Below are 21901 nucleotides of genomic sequence, written 5' to 3' on the forward strand. Positions count from 1 at the left end.
TTTTTCTAAAAAATTACAAAAACTGATTATTTTTAATATATTTTTTACAAAATTAAAACATAGTATAATTATTATGAGGTATATATGTAAAATTATAATACTATTTAGTTAATAACTAATAAGATGTATTTTTAAGAATTAGATTTATAAATTTTTTTAAAAAAAACTATTTATATCAATAAATTAATTTTATATATAGTTTTTATCAATTGATTTGATAGGTATTGTATTATGGTTTTTTTTCTAATTTATGTGAGTAAATGTATTAAACAAGTTCTTAATTTAAACAAATATTAATAAAACTATATAAGCAAACTTGTATAAATAAATACATAAAAAGAATCTATTTAACTTAATCTACATCAATTAGGAAATGACTATGAACCGAATTTTTAAAGTGATTTTTAATAAAACTACTCAACGATTTGTTGTTGTTTCGGAATTAGGCAAGAACAAATCGCAAGATAAATCCAAAAACGCATCTCACTCATCTGTTTCATCTATTCTACAAACTTTTGCATTAAGCCTAATTGCACTTAATGTGCATAGTGCCTTAGCGAATGGCGTAGCAGTTGGCAGTAATTCTTCAATTAATACAAACTGTTATTACAATAATGGCAACAGATATTGTACGCCAGTGACTGTTGCTCAACCTGGTACTGCAAATGCTTATGGAGATGGATCTGTGGCGATTGGACAAAATGCACAGACAGGGAATGGTCAGCAATCACCAGGTTACGCAAATTATGGTCCTACACAGGTAAGTAAACAATATCCGTACACCTATTTATCTAATATTGCTCAACCGAATAACTTAGTACCTTTAGCTACGACACCTCCTTTTACTGATATGCCACCTAATGGCTATGTCAATAACGGCTGGCATAGTGTAGCAATTGGTAATGCAGCAAATTCTGGTAATCGTTGGGATATTACATTAGGTTCTGAAGCGCAAACGCCATTCCATCCAGGAAATTCTAATCCTGCATCCTATACTTTCCAACATTGGACAATGAATAATTTAGGGCAAGATTTAAAACAAGAAACTACCTATGTTGTGGACTATGGTAATAGAACGGCGATCGGACATGAGGCAATGGCAAATGGTACCCGTGGGATTGCACTAGGGACGAAAGCACAGACAGGGTTTTTAGGGAATAGCATTGGTGTTGTCAACGGCGGTAATGGCTATAACTATATTTATGGTGTAGATAGTATTGCTATTGGTTCATACGCATTTTCTGTGGGGCATCTATCATCTATCGCTTTGGGGACAGGTGCTTTTGCTAATAAAACAGCAAGTTTTGGTATGGCGTTAGGGGCGGGGACTCGTGTGGATCCTATTGGCGGGGTAGCTTTAGGTTCTTTCTCAACAGCCGATCGATCAGCATTACCTGTTAATAATGGTAATATAAAAGGCATGGCACAAGTGAGTGCGGTTCAGGTAGAACATTCAAAAAATATTGATCCAACCCAAGGGCAAGTTTTCGGTGCTGGTTCTCAAGCAAGTTTAGATGCGATTGCAAAAACGGCTGAATATACTCGTGGCGCTGTTTCTGTCGGTGGTGAAGGTGAAGCACATACCACAGAACAAATGAATGGGGCTGCACCACAATGGTTTGGTACTCCTCATGGTGCAAAAGCTACTTTTACTCGTCAAATCACTAATGTTGCAGCAGGTTCTGAAGATAGTGATGCCGTGAACGTTGCACAGTTACGAGGGGTATTAGATCTTTTACCAACCTACGTGCATGTGAATGATAATTCAACTAATCAGCCTGCGGGTAATTCTACTACTAACTACGGTGTGGGAAATGCAAAAGCAGGGGCAAAAAATTCTTATGATGTTGCGATTGGGGTTAATGCCATTACAGGTAATGTAACATCAAACAATCAGAAAAATAGTGCAATTTCTATTGGTCATGATGTACAAGCATTAGGTAATAAATCTATTTCAATTGGTAGTAATGCGATTGCCGCTGGCGATCTTTATACAGGTCCAACGTATGATAAAGACGGTACTCATGATGTAAATAATCCGACTTTAAATGGACAGGCTTTAGCAATTGGCGATACGGCACATGCCAATGTTGCTGATAGTATTGCGATTGGTACAGGTGCGACAACAGGACAAAGTCTTCCCCTACAAAATAAAAATGGGCAAGATGTGAACGGTGTGCAATCTATTGCTATTGGTAGCCATGCAAAAACCACCGATAACTGGGGTATCGCAATGGGTCCAGGTACTGTTGCAACTGGTCAAAGTTCTACTGCTATTGGTACAAAAGCATTTACATCACAAGATGGTGCATTGGCAATCGGGGCATTTGCGAAAGCAAAAAATATAGATAGCATTGCGATAGGGACAAATACTGAAGTAAGAACTAAAGACGGTATTGCGCTTGGTTCAGGAAGTTTTGCGAATCGCGATAAGGGGCTGTCTGGTTATGATATCTCCCAAGTAAATGATAAAGGTATTTCAACAGATACATCTCCTACTTGGAAAGCTACGCATGCGGCAGTGTCAATTGGTGATAATACTGAAGGGACAGTAGTCACTCGCCAAATCACAGGTGTTGCTGCAGGGACACAAGATACTGATGCCGTCAACGTTGCTCAGCTTAAAAAAGTACAAACACAATATAAGGGCGATAATGATACGGTAGTAAGTCGTAAACCGAGTGATGTTCTAACATTAGCGGGTGGGGCGACAAATGGCGTAGCAAATAGTATTAAAACCACAAGTAATGCAAATGGCGAAGTACAATTCCAAGTGTCTGATACGCTTAATAGCATGAAGAAAATTAGCTTTGCTAATAATAATGGTTCTATTACAGGGCTTAAAGATAATTTACCAGAAGGTAATGTACAAGATGCTACGCATCCACTACCAACCAGCCTTGATACACACAATGCAGCGACCGTGGGTGATATTCTCCACTCAGGCTGGAATATTGCACAAGGCACAACCACCATTGGCATGGTTAAGCCGTACAGTACGGTAAGTTTCACTGATGGCAACGGAACGACTGCCTCTGTAACGAAAGAAGATAATGGTACAGTTGCGGTTAAATATAATGCCAAAGTTGATGGTTCAACGATTAAGGTAAATTCTGCGGGGCAATTAGAGGCAACAGGGACAACTAATTATTTACACGTAAATAGTGGCGATTCAAATCAACCTAAAGGTAATTTAAATACCAACCTTGGTTCAAGTAATGCGAGTGCAGGGGCGCAAAGTGCATTTGATATTGCCGTTGGGGTAAATACTCATACTATGCCGACTACGAATGGTGAAGAAGGCAATTCAATTGCGATTGGGCATAATGCAACGACTGAAAATAAACAATCAATTGCAATTGGACATTTTGCGCATACCAAAGGAAACGATACGATTTCATTAGGCTTATTCCTTGATCAGGGAGAAGGTTCTCAATCAAATAATAGTATCGCTATTGGTAGTGGCAAAACTTCTGCGGGTGGTGGACAAATTACGGGTGATTCACCGACAGATAAAGAGGGTGGCGATTTATCCAATGCTATCGCAATTGGACGTGATACCGTTGCCAGCCATAAAAATTCTATTGCGATGGGGACTGGCACTGCAAGCTATGCAAACGATAGTTTAGCAATTGGTTCACAGGCAAATGTTTACTCAAATTCAGCAATAGGTGCCATTGCGATTGGGCATAAAGCACATGTTGAGTCTTTAACGACAACTTCTGACGGCAGACAATATCCTCGTCCAGGTTTTGGTATTTCAAAAAGTGCCATTGCGATTGGTGATAATGTGCAAGTTATGGGCGCACCGAATGGGATTGTAATCGGTAGTGAGGCAAGTCAAGCCTTTACAACGAAAGACGCCATTGCGATTGGTACTCACGCATTAGCGGGAAGTAACAGTCCTGATAGTGAAAAATTGAATGGACCAATTGCATTGGGTTCACATGCGGTTGCGACAGGTTTAATTGGTAAAAGTGGATATGATCCAGCAACTAAAACTTCAAGCACAAATACTTCGGCAGTATGGCAACCTACATTGGGTGAATTGTCATTGGGTTCGCCTGCGCAAGCGGAAGTACATGGAACTCGACCAGAATTAGGTCCAGATGGCTTGCAACATGATGTTCCTTATACGATTCCTGCGCATCCAGAATATACCCGTCGTATTAAACACCTCGCAGCAGGGGTAGATGATACGGATGCGGTAAACGTTGCCCAGTTAAAACAAGTTATTAGCCTTAATAATGGTAGTTGGGATATTGGACAGGGTGAATCTGAAGCGAAAGTCGGCACTGTTACAACGAAACATCAAGTGAATTTTATTGGTAAAGACGGCACAACTGTTGAAGTTAAACAAGCTACTAACGGTAAGGGTAATTTTGATGTTGTGATTTCATCGGCGAAGAATACTATTAAATTAGGTAATGGTGAAAATACAACAGTTGATGGGCAAGGGACTGAAAAAGATCCATATCGTATCAATGTTGTTGCTCCTCAATCACAATATAAAGGCGATAATAATGAAACGATTACTCGTACGCCAAATCAAGTCTTATCGTTAACAGGCGGTGCAACTGAGGGCGTAGAGAACAGCATTAAAACCATCGGCAATTCAGATGGCTCTATTCGTTTTGAAGTAGCTAAAACACTTAATGGCATGACTAAAATCACCTTTGGTGAACCACAAAAACCAGGCGATAACACTGCATCTGTTTCTATTGGTAGTGATGGAATTAATGCGGGCGGTAAACAAATCACAAATGTTAAAAGTGGTGGTGATACAGAAACCAATGGTGCAAATATTGGTGATGTGAAAAAGGCTATTAAACCTATCCAAGACAAGGTAGCAGGAAATACAGAAAATATTACCCAAAATAAAGGCGATATTGCGAAGAATAAAGCAAGTACTGAGAAAAATGCGGGTGATATTAATACCAATAAAGGCAATATTACCCAAAATAAAGAAGCGTTAGATAAAATCGGAACGGTTAAAGTCGCAGGCAATGGCGGATTGGAAATTAATGGTAATACAGAGCTGAAAAAAGGTGATGTGACTATTACATTAAATAGCAAAACTGTTGCGAAAAATCTTGTTACTACACCAGAGGCTAAGAAAGAACTTCAAGATGGCTTAGGCGACGGCACAAACACGGCGGGTAATAAAGGTTTAGTAAATGGCGATACCTTACATACTTCGATTACCAACGTAAATAATGAAGTTACTGCTAAAGGTTTAAACTTTGCGGGTGATAACTATAATGCCCAAAATGAACAAACCAAAGTTCATAAAAATCTTGGACAGATGCTTGAGTTTGTAGGTGGCGCTACAGGTAACCTTACCGATAACAATATCGGTGTTAATGTTGAAGGCGGTAAGATTCATATCCAACTTGCGAAGAATTTAACTGGATTAGACTCTGTTCAAGCAGGAAACACGACTATCAATAATGGGGGCGTAACAGTGAATGGTGATCAGGGGCAAAAACCTATCACTATTAACAAAAATGGTATTGATGCGGGCGATCACAAAATTACCAATGTTGGTGCTCCAACAAATGGTAGTGATGCAGCGAATAAAACTTACGTTGATCAAACAATTGATAGTAAAGAGTTTGGACTATCTGATAATGACGGTACTACACTAAGTCAAAAACTTGGTACAACGATTGCGGTAAAAGGTGCTAAAGATGGCGATATCATCACAAAAGTTACAACTGAACCAGGTAATTCAAAAGCTTTAACGATCGATCTTAGTCAAAAGGTAAAAAATGCGATTGCTGAAGGACAAAAACATACGCAATTAACGAATGGCGATACTACAACAGCCACTCAGATTACCGCTGATGGAGAAAATAAAGGCAAATGGAAAGTTGAAGTTAATAAAGCAACTATCTCTGTTAATAATGATACAGGTGCGATTACTCAATCAAATGACACAAATAAATTTGTTGATGCACAGTCATTAACGACTGCCTTAAACCGTATGGGCTTTAAAGCAAAAGTTAAAAACACGACAACGCCTAATGACGAAGGTCAAATGATTCACTCAGGTGGTGAAATCACCTTCAAAGCTGGCGATAACATGAATGTGACTCGTGATGGTTCTACATTTACTTTCGCAACGAGCAAAACGCCAAACTTTGACAAAGTGACTGTTGGTGGCAAAACGGATAAAAATCCAGCCGATAAACCAGTGGTTATTAGTGATAAAGGTATCGATGCAGGTAATAAACCGATTAAAAATGTGGGCGCGCCAACCGCAGATGGTGATGCTGTAAATAAAGGTTATTTAAATGATAGAACCTTTGGCTTAACCGCAGATGATGGAAAAACTGTTTCCCATAAATTGGATGGAGCAATTAAAGTTACAGGCGTACATACCACTGAAAATGGTCAGGCGGGTATTGGTATTGAAACCGCAACGCAAAATGGTGCTTTAACAATCGGTTTAACGCAAGCAACGAAAAATGCGATTGCTGAAGGACAAAAACATACGCAATTAACCGCAAGTGATACGACAACTGTAAATCAAGTGACTGACGGCGAAAACAAAGGTAAATGGCAAGTCAATGTTAATAAAACAACTATCTCTGTTAATAATGATACAGGTGTGATTACTCAATCAACTGACGCAAATAAATTTGTTGATGCACAGTCATTAACGACTACCTTAAGTAGTATGGGCTTTAAAGCAAAAGTTGAGAATGCGACAAAGACTAATGACGATGGTCAAATGATCCACTCAGGTGGTGAAATTACTTTCAAAGCTGGCGATAACATGAATGTGACTCGTAATGGTACTACATTTACTTTCGCAACAAGCAAAACGCCAAACTTTGACAAAGTGACTGTTGGTGGCAAAACGGATAAAAATCCAGCCGATAAACCAGTGGTTATTAGTGATAAAGGTATCGATGCGGGCGATAAACAAATTACCAATGTAAAAAGTGGTGGTGATACAGGCACGAATGGTGCCAATATCAATGACGTAAATCGTATTGTGAACCCAATAAAAACACAGGCAGAGTCCAATAAACAAACCATTAGTAGCTTGCAGAATAATACAATTCAGCTAGGTGCTGACGGCAATACTAGTACGAATAAACAAACCCTTTCTAAAGAAGGTGGATTGAAATTCAATATTGTTGGTGAAAATGGGGTGACTACAACTGCTAGCGGTGATCAAGTTAAAGTATCGTTAGATAAAAGCGTAGTACGAGATGTTGCTCAACAGTCAGTAAAAGTTATTAATGGTGAAAACACGACAGTAACAGTTGGTACTGATGGAAATGTCAAGACTTATGCGGTCAATGTTGTAACTAACGGTCAAGTGGCAAATGATAATAAAGGCATCGTGACAGGTGGAACGGTGAAAAAGGCATTGGATAATCAAACAATAGGTTATTCTGCGAATAAAGCTGCAGATCAAAATCAACCGCAACAAACCGTTAAATTAAGCCAAGGTTTGAACTTTACTAATGGTACTAATACTACTGCAACTGTTGCTAAAGATGGCGTGGTGACTTATGACATCAAATCTGTATTAACAGGCATGAAGTCTATTGCAGGTAATGGTGCGAAAATTACCTTAGGCGATAACGGAATTACTTTAAGTAACGATCAAGCAGGTGATAATGTTCAACTACATGGCGTAGCAAATGGTCACGATAAGACGGATGCAGCGAATGTAGGACAATTGACAAAAGTTACTGGCACTCCAGATCAAGTGATCGTAAAAGATAACGGTAATGCACAAGGTCATAACTATCAAGTAAGTTTGGCTCCAGCGATAGTGAAAACCATTAATGATACTAAAGCGGAAGCGGGTAAACATAGCTCAGTAACAGCGGGCAATGATAGCGTAACAGTAGATAATACGACTCGTAATTCTAGTGGTGGCGTGGACTACAAAGTGAGTGTAGCACTCGGCAATGTAGATGAAAGCAACACAACGAAAGCGGTAAGTGGTAAATCAGTAACAGATGCGTTATCGGCTCAAACTTTGGGTTATTCTGCGAACAAAAAAGCGGATGCAAAAGCACAACATACCGTAAAACTTAGTACTGGACTTAACTTTAAAGATGGTACAAATACTACAGCGACTGTAGGTGAAAATGGTGATGTTACTTATGACATTAAATCTGCATTAACAGGGATTAATTCTGTAGCAGGCAACGGTGCGAAAATTACACTAGGTGATAAAGGCATTACCTTAAGTAATGGTGGAGCGGATAATGCACCAATCCAAATTCATGGTGTGGCTAAAGGAACAGAACCACATGATGCGGTAAATGTTGAGCAACTTGATAACATTATTAAATCAAATGCAACCATTCTCAAAGATGGTGAACATACTACAGTAACAGGCAATGGTACAGCCGATACGCCATACAAAGTTAATGTGGTTACAGGTACGCTTGGCAATGCGACATCAACTACGGTTTCAAGCAAACCTGGTAAAGTGATTGTGGATAAAACCGCTTTACAAAATGCGTTAGATAAAGCGAAAAAAGCGTTAGAAAACGTAAAAGCACAAACCCCACAAGATACGCAAGCTATACAAAATGCTCAGGCAAAAGTCACTGATGCAGAACATGCATTACAAAATGCGGATCATCAAATTGCGACAGTTGGAAATGTAGCGAAAGCCATTAATAATGCAGGCTTTACTTTACAGGGTGATGGACAAAATGGTTCATTAGTTAAACCTGGAACGACAGTTAATTTGCAAGGTAAAGAGACGATTGTTGGTGGTAAAACACAACGTAATATTACGGTCACCAATGATAACGGTACAGTCACCTTTGATTTGGCGAAAGATTTAACCCTTGGTACAACGACTAACGGTAAAGCAACCAATGATGGATCTATTGATGGTTTGGCAAATCATTTACCTGCGGTAGGCGATAAATCATCTGCAAGTGAATTACCAAAAGATTTTGATCCAGCACAGGCGAAACAGAGTCACCAAGCAGCGACGGTTGGTGATGTCTTGAATGCAGGATGGTATCTACAAGGCAATGGTAATGCGGTTGATTTTGTTAAACCGTATGACACCGTTAATTTCGTTAATGGTAATGGCACACAAGTCACTGTTAAATCGGATGACGATCAGAAAGTAAATACAATCAATGTAGATATTAATACGGACGGTAAAACCTTAACTACACAACCAATTTATCATGATCCTAATACGGGTAAAGATGTGAAGGTTGTGAAAGGTGATGGCAAAGATGGTACTTCACCAGATAAATGGTATCAACCAAATGCTAACGGTACGCCAGATAAAGCGAAGGAAGTTCCTGCGAAAGATGTGAAACAAGTTCTCACTACTAATGGCACTTTTGGTTTAAGTGACAATAAAGGTGAGACAGTCACAGCAGGATTAAACCAAACCGTAGAAGTTATCGGTAAAGATGGCGTAGATGCTCAGGTTGTTACTGTTCCAAAACAAGGTGATAAACCAGAACATAAAGCATTACAAGTTTCACTTAATGGCAATGTAGATGTAGCTGATAAAGGTGGAAAAGGTAGTAGCATTACAGTTCATGGTGCGAAAGAACCAAATACTCCAGCTGGCACGACAGGACCTCAAGCGAAAATTACTGTAGTGAATGGTACCAATGGGGTAAATGGTGTTAATGGCGAAGATGGTTGTCAAGGTAAAGCGGGACAAAATGGTATGACCCGTATTGAATATCAAGATGGTAACGGCACAAAACATGAAGTTGCGACGCTTGGTGATGGTTTAATTTTCAAAGGTGATGATAATCAACCTGTTGTGCGTAAATTAAATCAAACCTTGACTATCAAAGGTGATGCGACTACTGCAGATCTTAACAAATTTACGACTGGAAATATTGGCGTGATTAAAGATCCAGCACAAAATGCACACGGTTTAGTGATTAAGTTAGCGAAAAATTTACACGACATTGATAGTCTTCAAGGTAGCAATAACGGTAGCAAGATTACGTTAGGCGACAGTAAGAACGGCATTACCTTTAGCAATGGTAAAACAGATGCAACGGGTGATCATAATGTTCAATTACATGGTATTGCTACAGGTACAGCACCGACAGATGCAGTAAATGTAAAACAACTTGGAGAAACTATTAAAGCCAATGCAACCGTACTTAAAGACGGTCATAGCACGACAGTAACAGGCACGGGAACTCAAGATAATCCGTATCGTGTAAATGTGGTGACAGGCGATATTAATGTGAATGATAAGGGGGCAGTGACAGGGGAAGTTTCGCCTGAACAAGCAAAAATGCTTAAAGATAACATTGAGAATGCCCAAAAAGCTTTAGATAAAATTAAGCAAGCAAACCCAGCAGATAAAGATGCGATTGCGAAAGCTGAAAAAGCCTTAGCAGATGCTGAAAAAGCAGCAGATGGAGCAGGTTTAAATAAAGTTGCAACGGTACAAAATGTAGCAGATGCAATTAATAAATCTGGTTTTACATTACAAGGTGATGGCGCAAACGATTCATTAGTTAAACCTGGTTCAACTGTTAATTTACAAGGTAAAACTTCAACTGTTAATGGTAAGGAACAACGTAATATTACAGTAACTAATAATAACGGTACGGTAACCTTTACATTAAATAAAGATCTTGTTCTTGGTACGGTTAATAAAGATGGTAGCGTAGCTAATGATGGTTCTCTTGGTGGCTTGGCAAATCATTTACCTGAGGTAAATAATCAAACGTCTGCACACCAATTGCCGAAAGTGACGGATTCTCATCAAGCTGCAACTGTTGGCGATGTGCTAAACGCAGGTTGGAATTTACAAGGTAACGGCAAAGCAGTTGATTTTGTTAAACCATACGATACGGTCAACTTTGTAAATGGTACAGGTACAACTGTTGTGACTACTACAAATGGTACAACTAGCACGATCCAAATTAATAGCTTAGTGCATTATGTGGATGATAAAGGTCAACCGTTAGTAGAACATGATGGTAAATATTATCCAGCGGGTTCTGTTGTAGGTAAAGATGGTAAGGTTTATCCGAAAGATACTCCGCTAAAAGATGGTGTTCCAACAGATAAAAATACACAACCGTTACAACCTGTAGCTCCTGCAAAAGCGACGATTGCAAGCCCTAATGGTTCGCATGATCCAGTAAAACTTGGCAATATTGCGGAGGGTAAAGATCCTCATGATGCAGTAAATGTGAAACAGTTGAATGAAACGATCAAAGCTAATGCAACTGTACTTAAAGATGGTCATAGTACGACAGTGACAGGCACGGGAACTCAAGATAATCCATACCGTGTAAATGTAGTAACAGGTGATGTCACGGTTGATCAAGCGACAGGTAAAGCAGAAGTTGTACCGCAAGCTGAAGCGAAAGACTTAGCGGATAAATTGTCAAATGCAGTAAATGATGTGAAAGCGAAACAAGCAGCATTGTCAGATGCTGAAAAAGCATTAGCTAACGCAACGGAACAGGATAAACCAGCCAAAGTAGCAGCAGTCAATGCAGCGAAAGATGCATTAGCGAAAGCACAAAATGCATTGGATAACGCACAGCAAGCTTATCATGATAAAGGTCTTGATAAAGTGGCGACGGTACAAGGGGTAGCGAAAGCGATTAATCAATCTGGATTCGGCTTATCTTCGGATACGGGAACAACCGTGGTTCATCCAGGCGACAAAGTGAAATTAACAGGCAAAGAACCAGCAGCAGAGGGTAAAGTAGCAAAAGACGGTAACATTACCGTGACACAAACCACTGATGATAAGGGAAATACCATAGTTCACTTTGATTTAAATAAACACCTTGATTTATCAGGTCAAAAAGATGGAAAACCAACTTATGGCTCTGTTGATGGTTTGAGTAATCATTTGGTAGCAAATGATGGCAATCCAACGGCTAAACCAGCAACGAGTGGCGCATTGCCAGAAGGTTTTGAACCAGCAAAAGTGGCCCATCAAGCTGCAACTGTTAGCGATGTTTTAAATGCAGGTTGGAATTTACAAGGTAACGGCAAAGCGGTTGATTTTGTTAAACCGTATGACACAGTCAATTTTATAAACGGTACAGGCACGACTGTTGTGACTACCACAAATGGAAAAACCAGTACTATCCAAATTAATAGCTTAATGCATTATGTGGATGCTAAAGGTCAGCCGTTAGTTGAACATGACGGTAAATATTACCCAGCAGGATCGGTTGTCGATTCTAACGGTAAAGTGTACAACAATGGTAAACCTGCTGATGCTGTTAAACCATCTAAAATTGGTTTAGTAAGTCCAGATAATAAACCGATTAAACTCGGCAATGTTGCAGCAGGGAAAGACGATCATGATGCTGTTAATGTTGGACAGTTAAAAGAAGTCGAAGCCTTAGCTGGTAAGCATTCTGTTGTCGAAAATAAAGATGGTAGCATTGAAGTAACGCCAACGACGAAGGATGGGCAAACAACTTATGATATTAAGGTTCATTTTGGTAAGGTAAGTGAAAACAACACGGATAAAGCTGTAACAGGCGCTGATGTTCAAAAAGCCTTAGATAAGAAACTTAATACGAATGGTGATAATGTCAGTGATAAATCAACCTTTGGTAAAAATGTGGGTATCGATAATATGTCTGGTGCGAACGCTGACAGTTCAAAACTAGTTCAGGCAAAAGCGGTAAAACAGTATGTAGATAATCAGCTTGATAATCATAATGCAAACATTCACAAAGATATTGATAACGCATTAAGCCATCAAACCATTACTTACAAAGCAAATGGTAAAGTTCCAGCTGGTGTAAAACCTGTAAAATTGTCAGAGGGATTAGACTTCACAAATGGCGATAATACTACAGCTGAAGTTGCACCAAATGGGGTTGTTAAAGTGAATGTGAATCAAAAACTGGATCACATGGAAAAAGCCACCTTTGATAAAGGTGATGGTAATGGCACAACCACGGTTGATCGCAACGGTGTAAATACCCAAAATAATGCAGGCTCAACCCAAGTAACGGGCGGTAAAGTCGTTGTGAAAGGTAAAGCGGATGCAAAAGGCAACGTTCCAACAGTGACCATTCAAAATGGTGGTATCAGTGTGGATAATGTTGACGGTAATAATCCAAAAGCCGTTGTAAATGTGGGTTATCTCCATGACCAACTTCGTGGGGCAGCTGCAGGCATTAATAATGTTAATAACCGTGTAAATCAGTTGAATGATAAAGTTGAACATTACAACAAAGATCTTCGTGCTGGTATTGCAGGCGCAACAGCGATTGGTTTCTTACAACAACCAAACCAAGGTGGTGCAAGTCGAGTTTCTGCAGCAATTGGGGGTTATAAAAATCAACAAGCTATTGCAATTGGTTATGCTAGAACCTCAGATAACAATAAATTAACCTTCAAAGTTGGTGCAAGTGTGAATACTCGCTCGGCACTCAATTACGGGGCAAGCCTTGGTTATCAATGGTAAGTAAAATGTAAAAGAAAATGCGACAGAAATGTCGCATTTTTTATTTAGAGCATCGTTAATCATCTAATTTTTATTTGATTAGTATAGTGTGCTATCAAGGTTGAAATTGACTGCATCAGCAATTCATATTTAGGTGTTCATTGCCTAGAAATAAACATGAAAAAAGGGCGAATAACTCGCCCTTTATATTAAATAAAAATAATGTCTATTTTATTTAGTAGTGTTAGTGCTGATTGTCAATTCTTTCTTGACTTTCTTCGCTAAAGCGAGGAATTGCGCACGTTGTTTATCTGTCATGAGGTTGACTACATTTGGTAATTTCACACTCATTGGATTCCATGGCTGACCATTGATACGGAATTCATAGTGCAAGTGTGGACCTGTTGACAAACCTGAGTTACCAGAAAGCGCAATTTCTTGACCACGTTTTACTTTTTGACCAGCACGGACCAAAATACGATGCAAGTGCATATAAACCGTTTGATATTTACGGCTATGACGAATAACGATATAACGTCCTGCACCATGTGCTTGGAATGCCACTTTTTGAATTACACCATCGGCGGTTGCCAATACTCTTGTTCCCATTGGAACAGCAAAGTCAACCCCTTTATGTGGACGGATAACGCCAGTGATAGGGTGGCGACGATGTAAATTAAATGGTGATGAAATACGAGGTACAAAATTAAATGGATAACGGTTGAAACCTTTACCTGTTGAATTACCATACTCATCATAGAAACGACCATTTGCCGCTTGGATTGCATAGAAATCTGTTTTACCTGTGCGTAAATGAATGGCTTTAACATCCGCACGACCAGTCGGTTTGTTATTGATAAATTCTCGTGAAACCTCAATGGTAAATTTATCGCCTTTTTGTAAATGACGCATGTTTGTTTGCCATTGCAATGCACTTGATGCTTGGTTTGCAGCAATACTATTTAAACCGAGATCTTGGAAACTTTTTACAAAAGAATGATCGATATTGCCGTGAAGGATTTGGGTTTTCCATTCACTTTGTTGTTTGATAATTTTTGATGTAAAGGTATTTTGTGGCGTACGAATATAAATACGTTCTTCGCGATTAGATGGTAACCAGTTTAAGTACATTAATTTACCATCATTATTTAAGGTCCAATAGATTTTTTGACCTGGACGTAATTGAGTTTCAAATTCAGGGAATTGTTTTACTAATTGATGACCGATATGATCTTCTAATCCTGAATCGCTTAAAATTTTTGAAAGGGTATCGCCTTTTTGAACAGTGTGAGTAAATTGTTCAGTAATCTGGCGTGCTTGTTCGGTGGCATCTAATAAGTTATCAATTGCTGTTTTAGCATTTTCAGGTAAAGAAGCTTCATCAGCAACATCACTAACGTCTTCTACCTGTTCAACTTCATCATCCTTACCGTTAATATCATCGACAGAAAGATCGTCACTATCCGGAGTATTATCATCAGCCGTATTCTGATCTGATTTAGCAGCCGTCGCATCTTTCTGATCGTTTTCTGAAATTGGGGTGAGCATACTGTTTTTTGCTGAAAGCGTATGTGGGGGCATGCTACTTGCGGTTGTATGCGTACCGTAAGTATTATGAAGTGCTGTTCCCGCTACCAATGAAACGATAACGGCAATAGAGCTCCAGACTATGCGTTGTGTTTTTTTTGAGGGAGAACCCATAATGTCAAACCTAAGTAAAATAATAAAAATATCACTAACTTCTTATAAAGGCTAGGAAATTCGTTTTGAACTTTGTTTCTAACTTGCTAAATCTAACAAAATAAGCTATTTTGACTGCCATTCTAAAAGAGTTATACAAATAAAAAAATGTCTGATAAAACAAAGCAAAAGCCTTTAGTTGAGCTAAAGAATGTGAATGTTACTTTTGCTCATAAGAAGGCGTTACAAAATATCAATTTTTGCCTTTATCCGCAATCAATTATTACGATCGTCGGTCCGAATGGTGGCGGTAAATCAACTTTGCTTAAAGTTTTACTTAAATTGCTTCCGCCAACATCGGGAGAAGTTATTTACAGTAAAGATCTTCGTATTGGATATGTGCCTCAAAAAATCTATCTTGATCACACCCTACCTTTAACCGTTGCAAGATTTTTAGCGTTAAGTCGCCAAGCAACTAAAAAAGATATTTGCGAAGTTGTAGAGTTGCTTTCCATCTCTCACCTTAAACACAACAGCTTACAGAAACTTTCTGGCGGAGAAATGCAACGTGTTTTAATCGCACGTGCCATTCTAAACAAGCCTAATTTGCTTGTATTAGATGAACCAACGCAAGGCGTGGATATTAGCGGACAAGTGGAACTTTATCAACTAATAAATACAATGCAACGTAAATTAAATTGTGCAGTATTAATGGTTTCTCACGATTTACATATCGTTATGGCTGACACAAACGAAGTATTATGTGTCAACCAACACATATGCTGTCAAGGTACACCTGAAGCCGTATCAAGCGATCCTAAATTCAAACACTTCTTTGGTGATTCATTTGCACGTAATGTTGCACTCTATACGCACCATCATAATCATCATCATAATATGCATGGTGATATTTGTCGTGATGAAAAAGGAATGCCAAATCAAAAAGATACTTGTTGTAGCACTCATCATGACCATACTGACCATGATAAGTAGATGTACAAGAATAGGATAAAAGATGTTACAAATTCTATTACCCGCTCTGTTAACAGGGCTTTTATTATCACTTATTACTGCCCCCTTAGGTGCCTTTGTGGTTTGGCGGAAAATGGCCTACTTTGGTGATACTTTATCCCATTCAGCAATTTTTGGCGTAGCATTGGGGATCTTTTTCAATGTTAATCCTTATCTCGCAATCTTAATTTTGACACTTGTCTTGGCGGTAGTTATGGTGTGGTTAGAACATAAAACCACTTTCTCCGTTGACACGTTATTGGGGATTATTGCACATAGTTGTTTATCGCTCGGCGTGGTAACTGTTGCATTGTTGCATAATGTTCGAGTTGATTTGATGGCTTATCTCTTTGGTGATTTATTGGCAATGGATTACCAAGATGTTTACCTTGTTGGTGGTGGGGTAGCGATTGTTTTGGCAACCTTAATCTATTTTTGGAAACCGATGCTTTCTATGACGGTTAGCCCAGAACTTGCACAAGTGGAAGGCGTAAAAGTCCAAAAAATGAAATTAATCTTAATGTTATTAACGGCATTCACGATTGCATTAAGTATGAAATTTGTCGGTGCTTTGATCATTACATCATTATTGATCATCCCAGCTGCCTGCGCTCGCCGTTTTGCCCGTACTCCAGAACAAATGGTTTTTATCGGCGTGATTTTTAGCATGCTTGCCGTTTGTTTAGGTTTACTGCTTTCCGCTTTCTACGACACCCCAGCAGGTCCATCAGTCGTTATTGGCGCGGCTGTGTTATTTATCTTAAGTCTTTTTAAAAAAGAACCCAATTAAACCCTTTCTTTTCTTTGTTTCTTAGCAAAGGAAATCCCAAAAATAAAAATCACGCCTCAAAAATCATAAAATTTTATGAAAATTAAGGCGTGATTTTAGTTTTTTATCCCAAAGTTAAAATAACTACCTTTGGTCCTCTGAGCAATCGAAGGTTAATGATTGCTCAGAGTGCATTTTTGGGGACTTTATTTGCTCAAGCAAGAAAAGTGATATCCCTATACATCATACTTCGTAGATGCGGTATTGCCACCACGACCAGTCCAGTTAGTGTGGAAAAATTCGCCACGTGCTTTATCAGTACGTTCATAAGTATGCGCACCAAAGTAGTCACGTTGTGCTTGAAGTAGATTTGCAGGAAGTTGTGCGCTGGTGTAGCCATCTAAGAAAGTAAGCGCAGATGCCATGCAAGGCATCGGTAAACCAGTTTCAATAGATTTTGCGACCACTTTACGCCAATCTTTCATGGCATTTTCTAAAATAGCACGGAAATATGGATCAGCACCTAAGAAAATCAATTCGGGATCAAGGGCATACGCATCACGGATATTACCTAAGAATGCAGAACGGATGATACAACCTTCGCGCCATAATAGGGCAGTTGCACCATAGTTGATGTTCCAACCGAATGTTTCAGACGCTTCACGGATAAGCATAAAACCTTGAGCATAAGAGATAATTTTTGAAGCAAGTAATGCTTTACGTAATGCTTCAATCCATTGTGCTTTATCGCCTTCAACTGGGGTAATTTGTTTATCAAAGAGTTTTGACATTGCTACACGTTGATCTTTTAACGCAGATACGCAACGAGCAAATACTGCTTCAGTGATAAGAGTAAGTGGAACACCGAAGTCTAATGCATTGATACCTGTCCATTTACCAGTCCCTTTTTGACCTGCAGTATCAAGAATTTTTTCTACAAGTGGCGCACCATCTTCATCTTTATGACCGAGAATATCAGCAGTAATATCAATGAGATAACTGTCTAATTCAGTTTTTTTCCAATCTTGGAAAATGGCTTGCATTTCTTCGTGGCTTAAACCAAGACCTTCTTTCATGAATTGGTAAGCTTCACAGATAAGTTGCATATCGCCGTATTCGATACCATTGTGTACCATTTTAACGAAATGACCAGCACCTTCGTTACCCACCCAATCACAGCAAGGTTCACCAGCTTCAGTTTTTGCAGAAATGCCTTGAAGAATAGGTTTTACATATTGCCATGCTTCAGGGTTACCACCAGGCATAATTGATGGACCACGGCGTGCACCTTCTTCACCGCCAGAAACACCTGCACCCACAAAACGGATACCTTTTTCAGCTAATTCTTTTACACGACGGTTTGTGTCAGGATAGTTTGAGTTACCACCATCAATGATAATGTCACCTTTATCTAAAAGTGGAACAAGGGCATCGATAAATTTATCAACGACTTCACCTGCACGCACCATTAACATAATTTTACGTGGCGCACTAAGTTTATTTACAAGGTCTTCTAAAGAGTAGGCACCGATGATGTGATCATTGCCTTTTGCTGGACCTTCTAAAAATTCGTCCACTTTACTGGTGGTACGGTTATAAGCAACGACGGTAAAACCGTGATCTGCCATATTTAAAATAAGGTTTTGACCCATTACCGCAAGACCGATAACGCCGATATCACCTTTTTTTGTGTTCATGATGTTCTCCTAGATTGATGACTAAATTTTCTTTAGTATGTCCTTTTATCTCGTTAAGTGTGACAAGATAATTGATTAATAATGCGTATAATATTTATTCGTCTTGAGCTAGATAACTTTCTAATCCCATAGCAGCGGATTTATCCAGATACCATTCTGTTTTACCTTCAATACTACGAATTTGGGCAGCTGGATAGTCGTTGGCATGAGGATTATTTGCCGCAATTTCTGTTAGAATTTTGCTTTTCTTCTCGCCCGTGACTAAGAACGTAATTCGTTTTGCTAATGCCAATAATTTTGCTGTTTTAGAAATACGCCATTGTCCTGTTTGAGGATGTTGTGCGAGGCAAGCAAGGGCATTATCTTCAAAATTCGTTTGATGAGGGAAAAGAGAAGCAGTATGTCCATCATCGCCCATGCCTAAAATAATCCAATCAAAGCGACAATTCGGCACTGTATCATGGATTTCTTTTTCAAAACGATCACGTTCTTGATGAAGATCAGCCTCACCTCGGATACGGTGAATATTTTGTGCAGGGATCTCAATATGATCAAAAAGTAAATGTTGAACTTCGCCATAGTTACTTTCAGGATCATTCGGATTGACCATTCGTTCATCGCCCCACCAAAAATGTAAATTTTTCCAATTAATGGTTGTATTAAACGGCGCTGCGGCTAACGTTTTAAATAGCAATTTTGGTGTGCTACCGCCCGATAGCGAAATATGGATCGGGCGATTTTGTAAACTATAAGTCAAGAGATCGTTCGCAATTGTTTCTACTGCATCTTGTGCGGTAGGAAAAATAACGACATTTTCGAGCATAGTTTATTCCTTAGTATTTTTTAAGCATTCTGCCACTTGGGCGTCCCCAAACTCGACCAGAACGAGCCATAAGTTTATCTGCTGCTTCTGGACCCCATGTGCCTGCTTCGTAGTCATAAATACGACCACCTTTAGCTTTATAATTTAAAATAGGTTGAACGTATTTCCAACAAGCATGTACAGCATCAGTACGTGCAAAGAGGGTTGCATCACCACGAATTGCATCAAGCAATAAACGATCGTAAGAGGTTAATAAGCTTGGTTGGGCTAAATCCGCATAACGGAAATCCATAGAAACCTCTTTGGCATCAAAGCCAGCACCAGGTTTTTTCAAACCGAAATGCATAGAAATGCCTTCATCTGGTTGGATGCGAATGATGAGTTTATTTTCAGGTGCATTTTGGCTAAAGACAGGGTGAGGAGTTTTCTTAAAGTGAATAACCACTTCTGTAACACGGGCAGGAAGACGTTTACCTGTGCGCACATAGAAAGGCACACCAGACCAACGCCAGTTATCGATTTGGACTTGTAGCGCCATGTAGGTTTCTGTGGTTGAATCAGCTGGTACGCCTTTTTCTTGTAAGTAACCTTTGACTTCATGTCCATCAATTTTGCCTTCAGTATATTGACCTAGCGCCATGTTATCTTGTAAATCGTCTTCATTAAGCGGGTGGAGGCAGTGTAAAACTTTTGCGACTTCATCACGCATTGAATCGGCATTAATGATTGCAGGCGGTTCCATCGCCACTAAAGCGAGTACTTGGAGTAAATGGTTTTGGAACATATCACGCACAGCACCTGAACCGTCATAATATCCGCCACGTTCTTCCACACCGAGAGTTTCAGCACCAGTAATTTCTACATAGTCAATAAAGTTACGGTTCCAAAGTGGTTCAAATAATCCATTTGAGAAACGTAAAACTAAAAGGTTTTGCACTGTTTCTTTACCGAGATAATGATCGATACGGTAGATTTGATGTTCTTCAAAGAAACGGTGGATTTGGATATCCAGTGCTTTAGCACTTTCCATATCGTAGCCGAAAGGTTTTTCTACGATGATGCGTTTCCAGCCATGAGCTTCAGAATTTAGATTATGAGCAGCCAGACATTCTGGAATAATGCCGTATAGACTTGGTGGTGTAGAGAGGTAATAAAGGGTATTTCCTTTAGTTTCATATTTTTTATGGAGTTCGTCTAATACGGGAACTAATTTTGCATAATCCTGACTGTCAGCAGTGTCGATGGCCTGATAGTAAAGATGTTGACAGAAATTCTCTAAAATTGCCCCATCTGCTTGTTCTGTGGTGATTAGCACATCACGCATTTTAGCTCGAAAACTTTCGTGTTCTAATTTGGTTCTAGCGACACCAAGTACCGAAAAGTGTTCGTCTAAACGTCCTAGACGATAAAGGTTAAAAAGTGCTGGAATTAATTTGCGATGCGTTAAATCTCCAGAAGCACCGAAGATAACGATACAAGTAGGTTCTGTTTTCATCCTGTTTATTCCTTTCTTAGGTATTAGTCCCTGTATAATATGTTGGTTTGCAAAAAAATGATAATAGTTAATATATATTGATTTAAGAGTCTTTTATAGAAATGTTAAATATTTGTTTCCATACTTCATCTTGACTGTTTAACATGATGAAATCAGGATTAATCAAGCTATTACGTTGATTGTAGGTAAGGGGCGTATTTTTATGAAAATCTAATATCACGCCCCCTTTTTCTTGGAGAATAATATCGGCAGCAGCAGTATCCCATTCGCCCGTTTGTCCAATTCTTACATAACAATCGGCGACATTGTCTGCCACCAAAGTTGCTTTTAAGCCACTTGATCCGTATGGAATAAATTCATAACGAAAATCTGGGCTAAGATGAGGGAGGAGTTTTTTCCAGGTCGAAATTGAGCCAGCTGTAATTTTTATGACAGCATTGGGATTTAGTGTTTTAGGTTTAAGTCGTTCAATACCTTGGGCAGTTTTCTTAAAAGCACCTTGCCCTTTCATTGCATAATAAAATTTGCCGAAAAGTGGGGCGTGAATTACGCCTAAAATTGGACGAAATCCTTGTTCTGTTTTTTCTAGCAATGCAATCAAAATACCAAAATGCCCTGTGTGATCGATAAATTGTTGGGTACCATCAAGGGGATCGATAAGCCAATAATGTGACCAATGTTGGCGTACATTGAGGGGAATATCACAAGATTCTTCAGAAAGAATGGGAATATTAGGTGTTAATGCTGCAATTTGAGCAGTTAAAAATTGATTCACACAAAGATCGGCATCCGTAACAGGAGTATGATCTTGCTTTTTTTGAATATGTAACGATTTAGAATAAAACGTTAAAAGTAACTGACCGGCTTTTTCTGTGATATCAATAATGTCTGATATTAAATTTTGTGTAAGCTGCACAAATTACTCCCTGACTTGTGATCATGATTAATTAATCTGGCGTAGATTATACCATATTCCTAATTTTTCATAAAAGTTATAAAAAAACACCGC

General features: G+C 39.0%; 8 protein-coding genes. 3 read left to right on the forward strand and 5 right to left on the reverse strand.

Going from position 1 to position 21901, the window contains the following annotated elements:
* The first annotated feature begins 379 nt into the window (after nucleotides 1-379).
* A complete protein-coding gene (locus EL259_RS06570) occupies nucleotides 380-13438 on the forward strand; it encodes a YadA-like family protein (RefSeq protein ID WP_172594232.1) in 13059 nt (4352 codons plus the stop codon).
* 210 nt (nucleotides 13439-13648) lie between these two features.
* Here the strand turns inward: EL259_RS06570 and mepM are convergent, their stop codons facing one another.
* A complete protein-coding gene (gene mepM / locus EL259_RS06575) occupies nucleotides 13649-15118 on the reverse strand; it encodes a murein DD-endopeptidase MepM (RefSeq protein WP_126600111.1) in 1470 nt (489 codons plus the stop codon).
* Between the two features lie 147 nt (nucleotides 15119-15265).
* On the opposite strand from mepM, the gene znuC reads away from it, so the two are divergent.
* Together znuC and znuB are read left to right on the forward strand one after the other, a co-directional pair.
* Complete coding sequence (gene znuC, locus EL259_RS06580) at nucleotides 15266-16090, forward strand: zinc ABC transporter ATP-binding protein ZnuC (protein ID WP_126600113.1); 825 nt, start codon at nucleotides 15266-15268, stop codon at nucleotides 16088-16090.
* Nucleotides 16091-16112: 22 nt separating this feature from the next.
* Nucleotides 16113-16898, forward strand: a complete 786-nt coding sequence (znuB, locus tag EL259_RS06585; protein ID WP_126600115.1) for a zinc ABC transporter permease subunit ZnuB — start codon at nucleotides 16113-16115, stop codon at nucleotides 16896-16898.
* A gap of 215 nt (nucleotides 16899-17113) precedes the next feature.
* On the opposite strand, the gene gnd is transcribed toward znuB, so the two are convergent.
* The 4 genes from gnd to cysQ all read right to left on the reverse strand — a co-directional run bounded on the left by gnd (nucleotide 17114) and on the right by cysQ (nucleotide 21808).
* Nucleotides 17114-18574, reverse strand: coding sequence for a decarboxylating NADP(+)-dependent phosphogluconate dehydrogenase (gene gnd, locus EL259_RS06590; RefSeq protein WP_126600117.1), 1461 nt, complete (start codon nucleotides 18572-18574; stop codon nucleotides 17114-17116).
* Nucleotides 18575-18668: 94 nt separating this feature from the next.
* On the reverse strand, nucleotides 18669-19397 hold the full coding sequence (gene pgl, locus EL259_RS06595; protein WP_126600119.1) for a 6-phosphogluconolactonase: 729 nt from the start codon (nucleotides 19395-19397) through the stop codon (nucleotides 18669-18671).
* A gap of 10 nt (nucleotides 19398-19407) precedes the next feature.
* A complete protein-coding gene (zwf, locus tag EL259_RS06600; protein ID WP_126600121.1) occupies nucleotides 19408-20892 on the reverse strand; it encodes a glucose-6-phosphate dehydrogenase in 1485 nt (494 codons plus the stop codon).
* 82 nt (nucleotides 20893-20974) lie between these two features.
* Nucleotides 20975-21808 carry a 3'(2'),5'-bisphosphate nucleotidase CysQ gene (gene cysQ / locus EL259_RS06605; protein WP_126600123.1) on the reverse strand — a complete coding sequence of 278 codons (834 nt, stop codon included), beginning with the start codon at nucleotides 21806-21808 and terminating at the stop codon, nucleotides 20975-20977.
* Between the last annotated feature and the right edge of the window lie 93 nt (nucleotides 21809-21901).

It is taken from the genome of Actinobacillus delphinicola, from assembly GCF_900638385.1.
Lineage (GTDB): Bacteria > Pseudomonadota > Gammaproteobacteria > Enterobacterales > Pasteurellaceae > Actinobacillus_C > Actinobacillus_C delphinicola.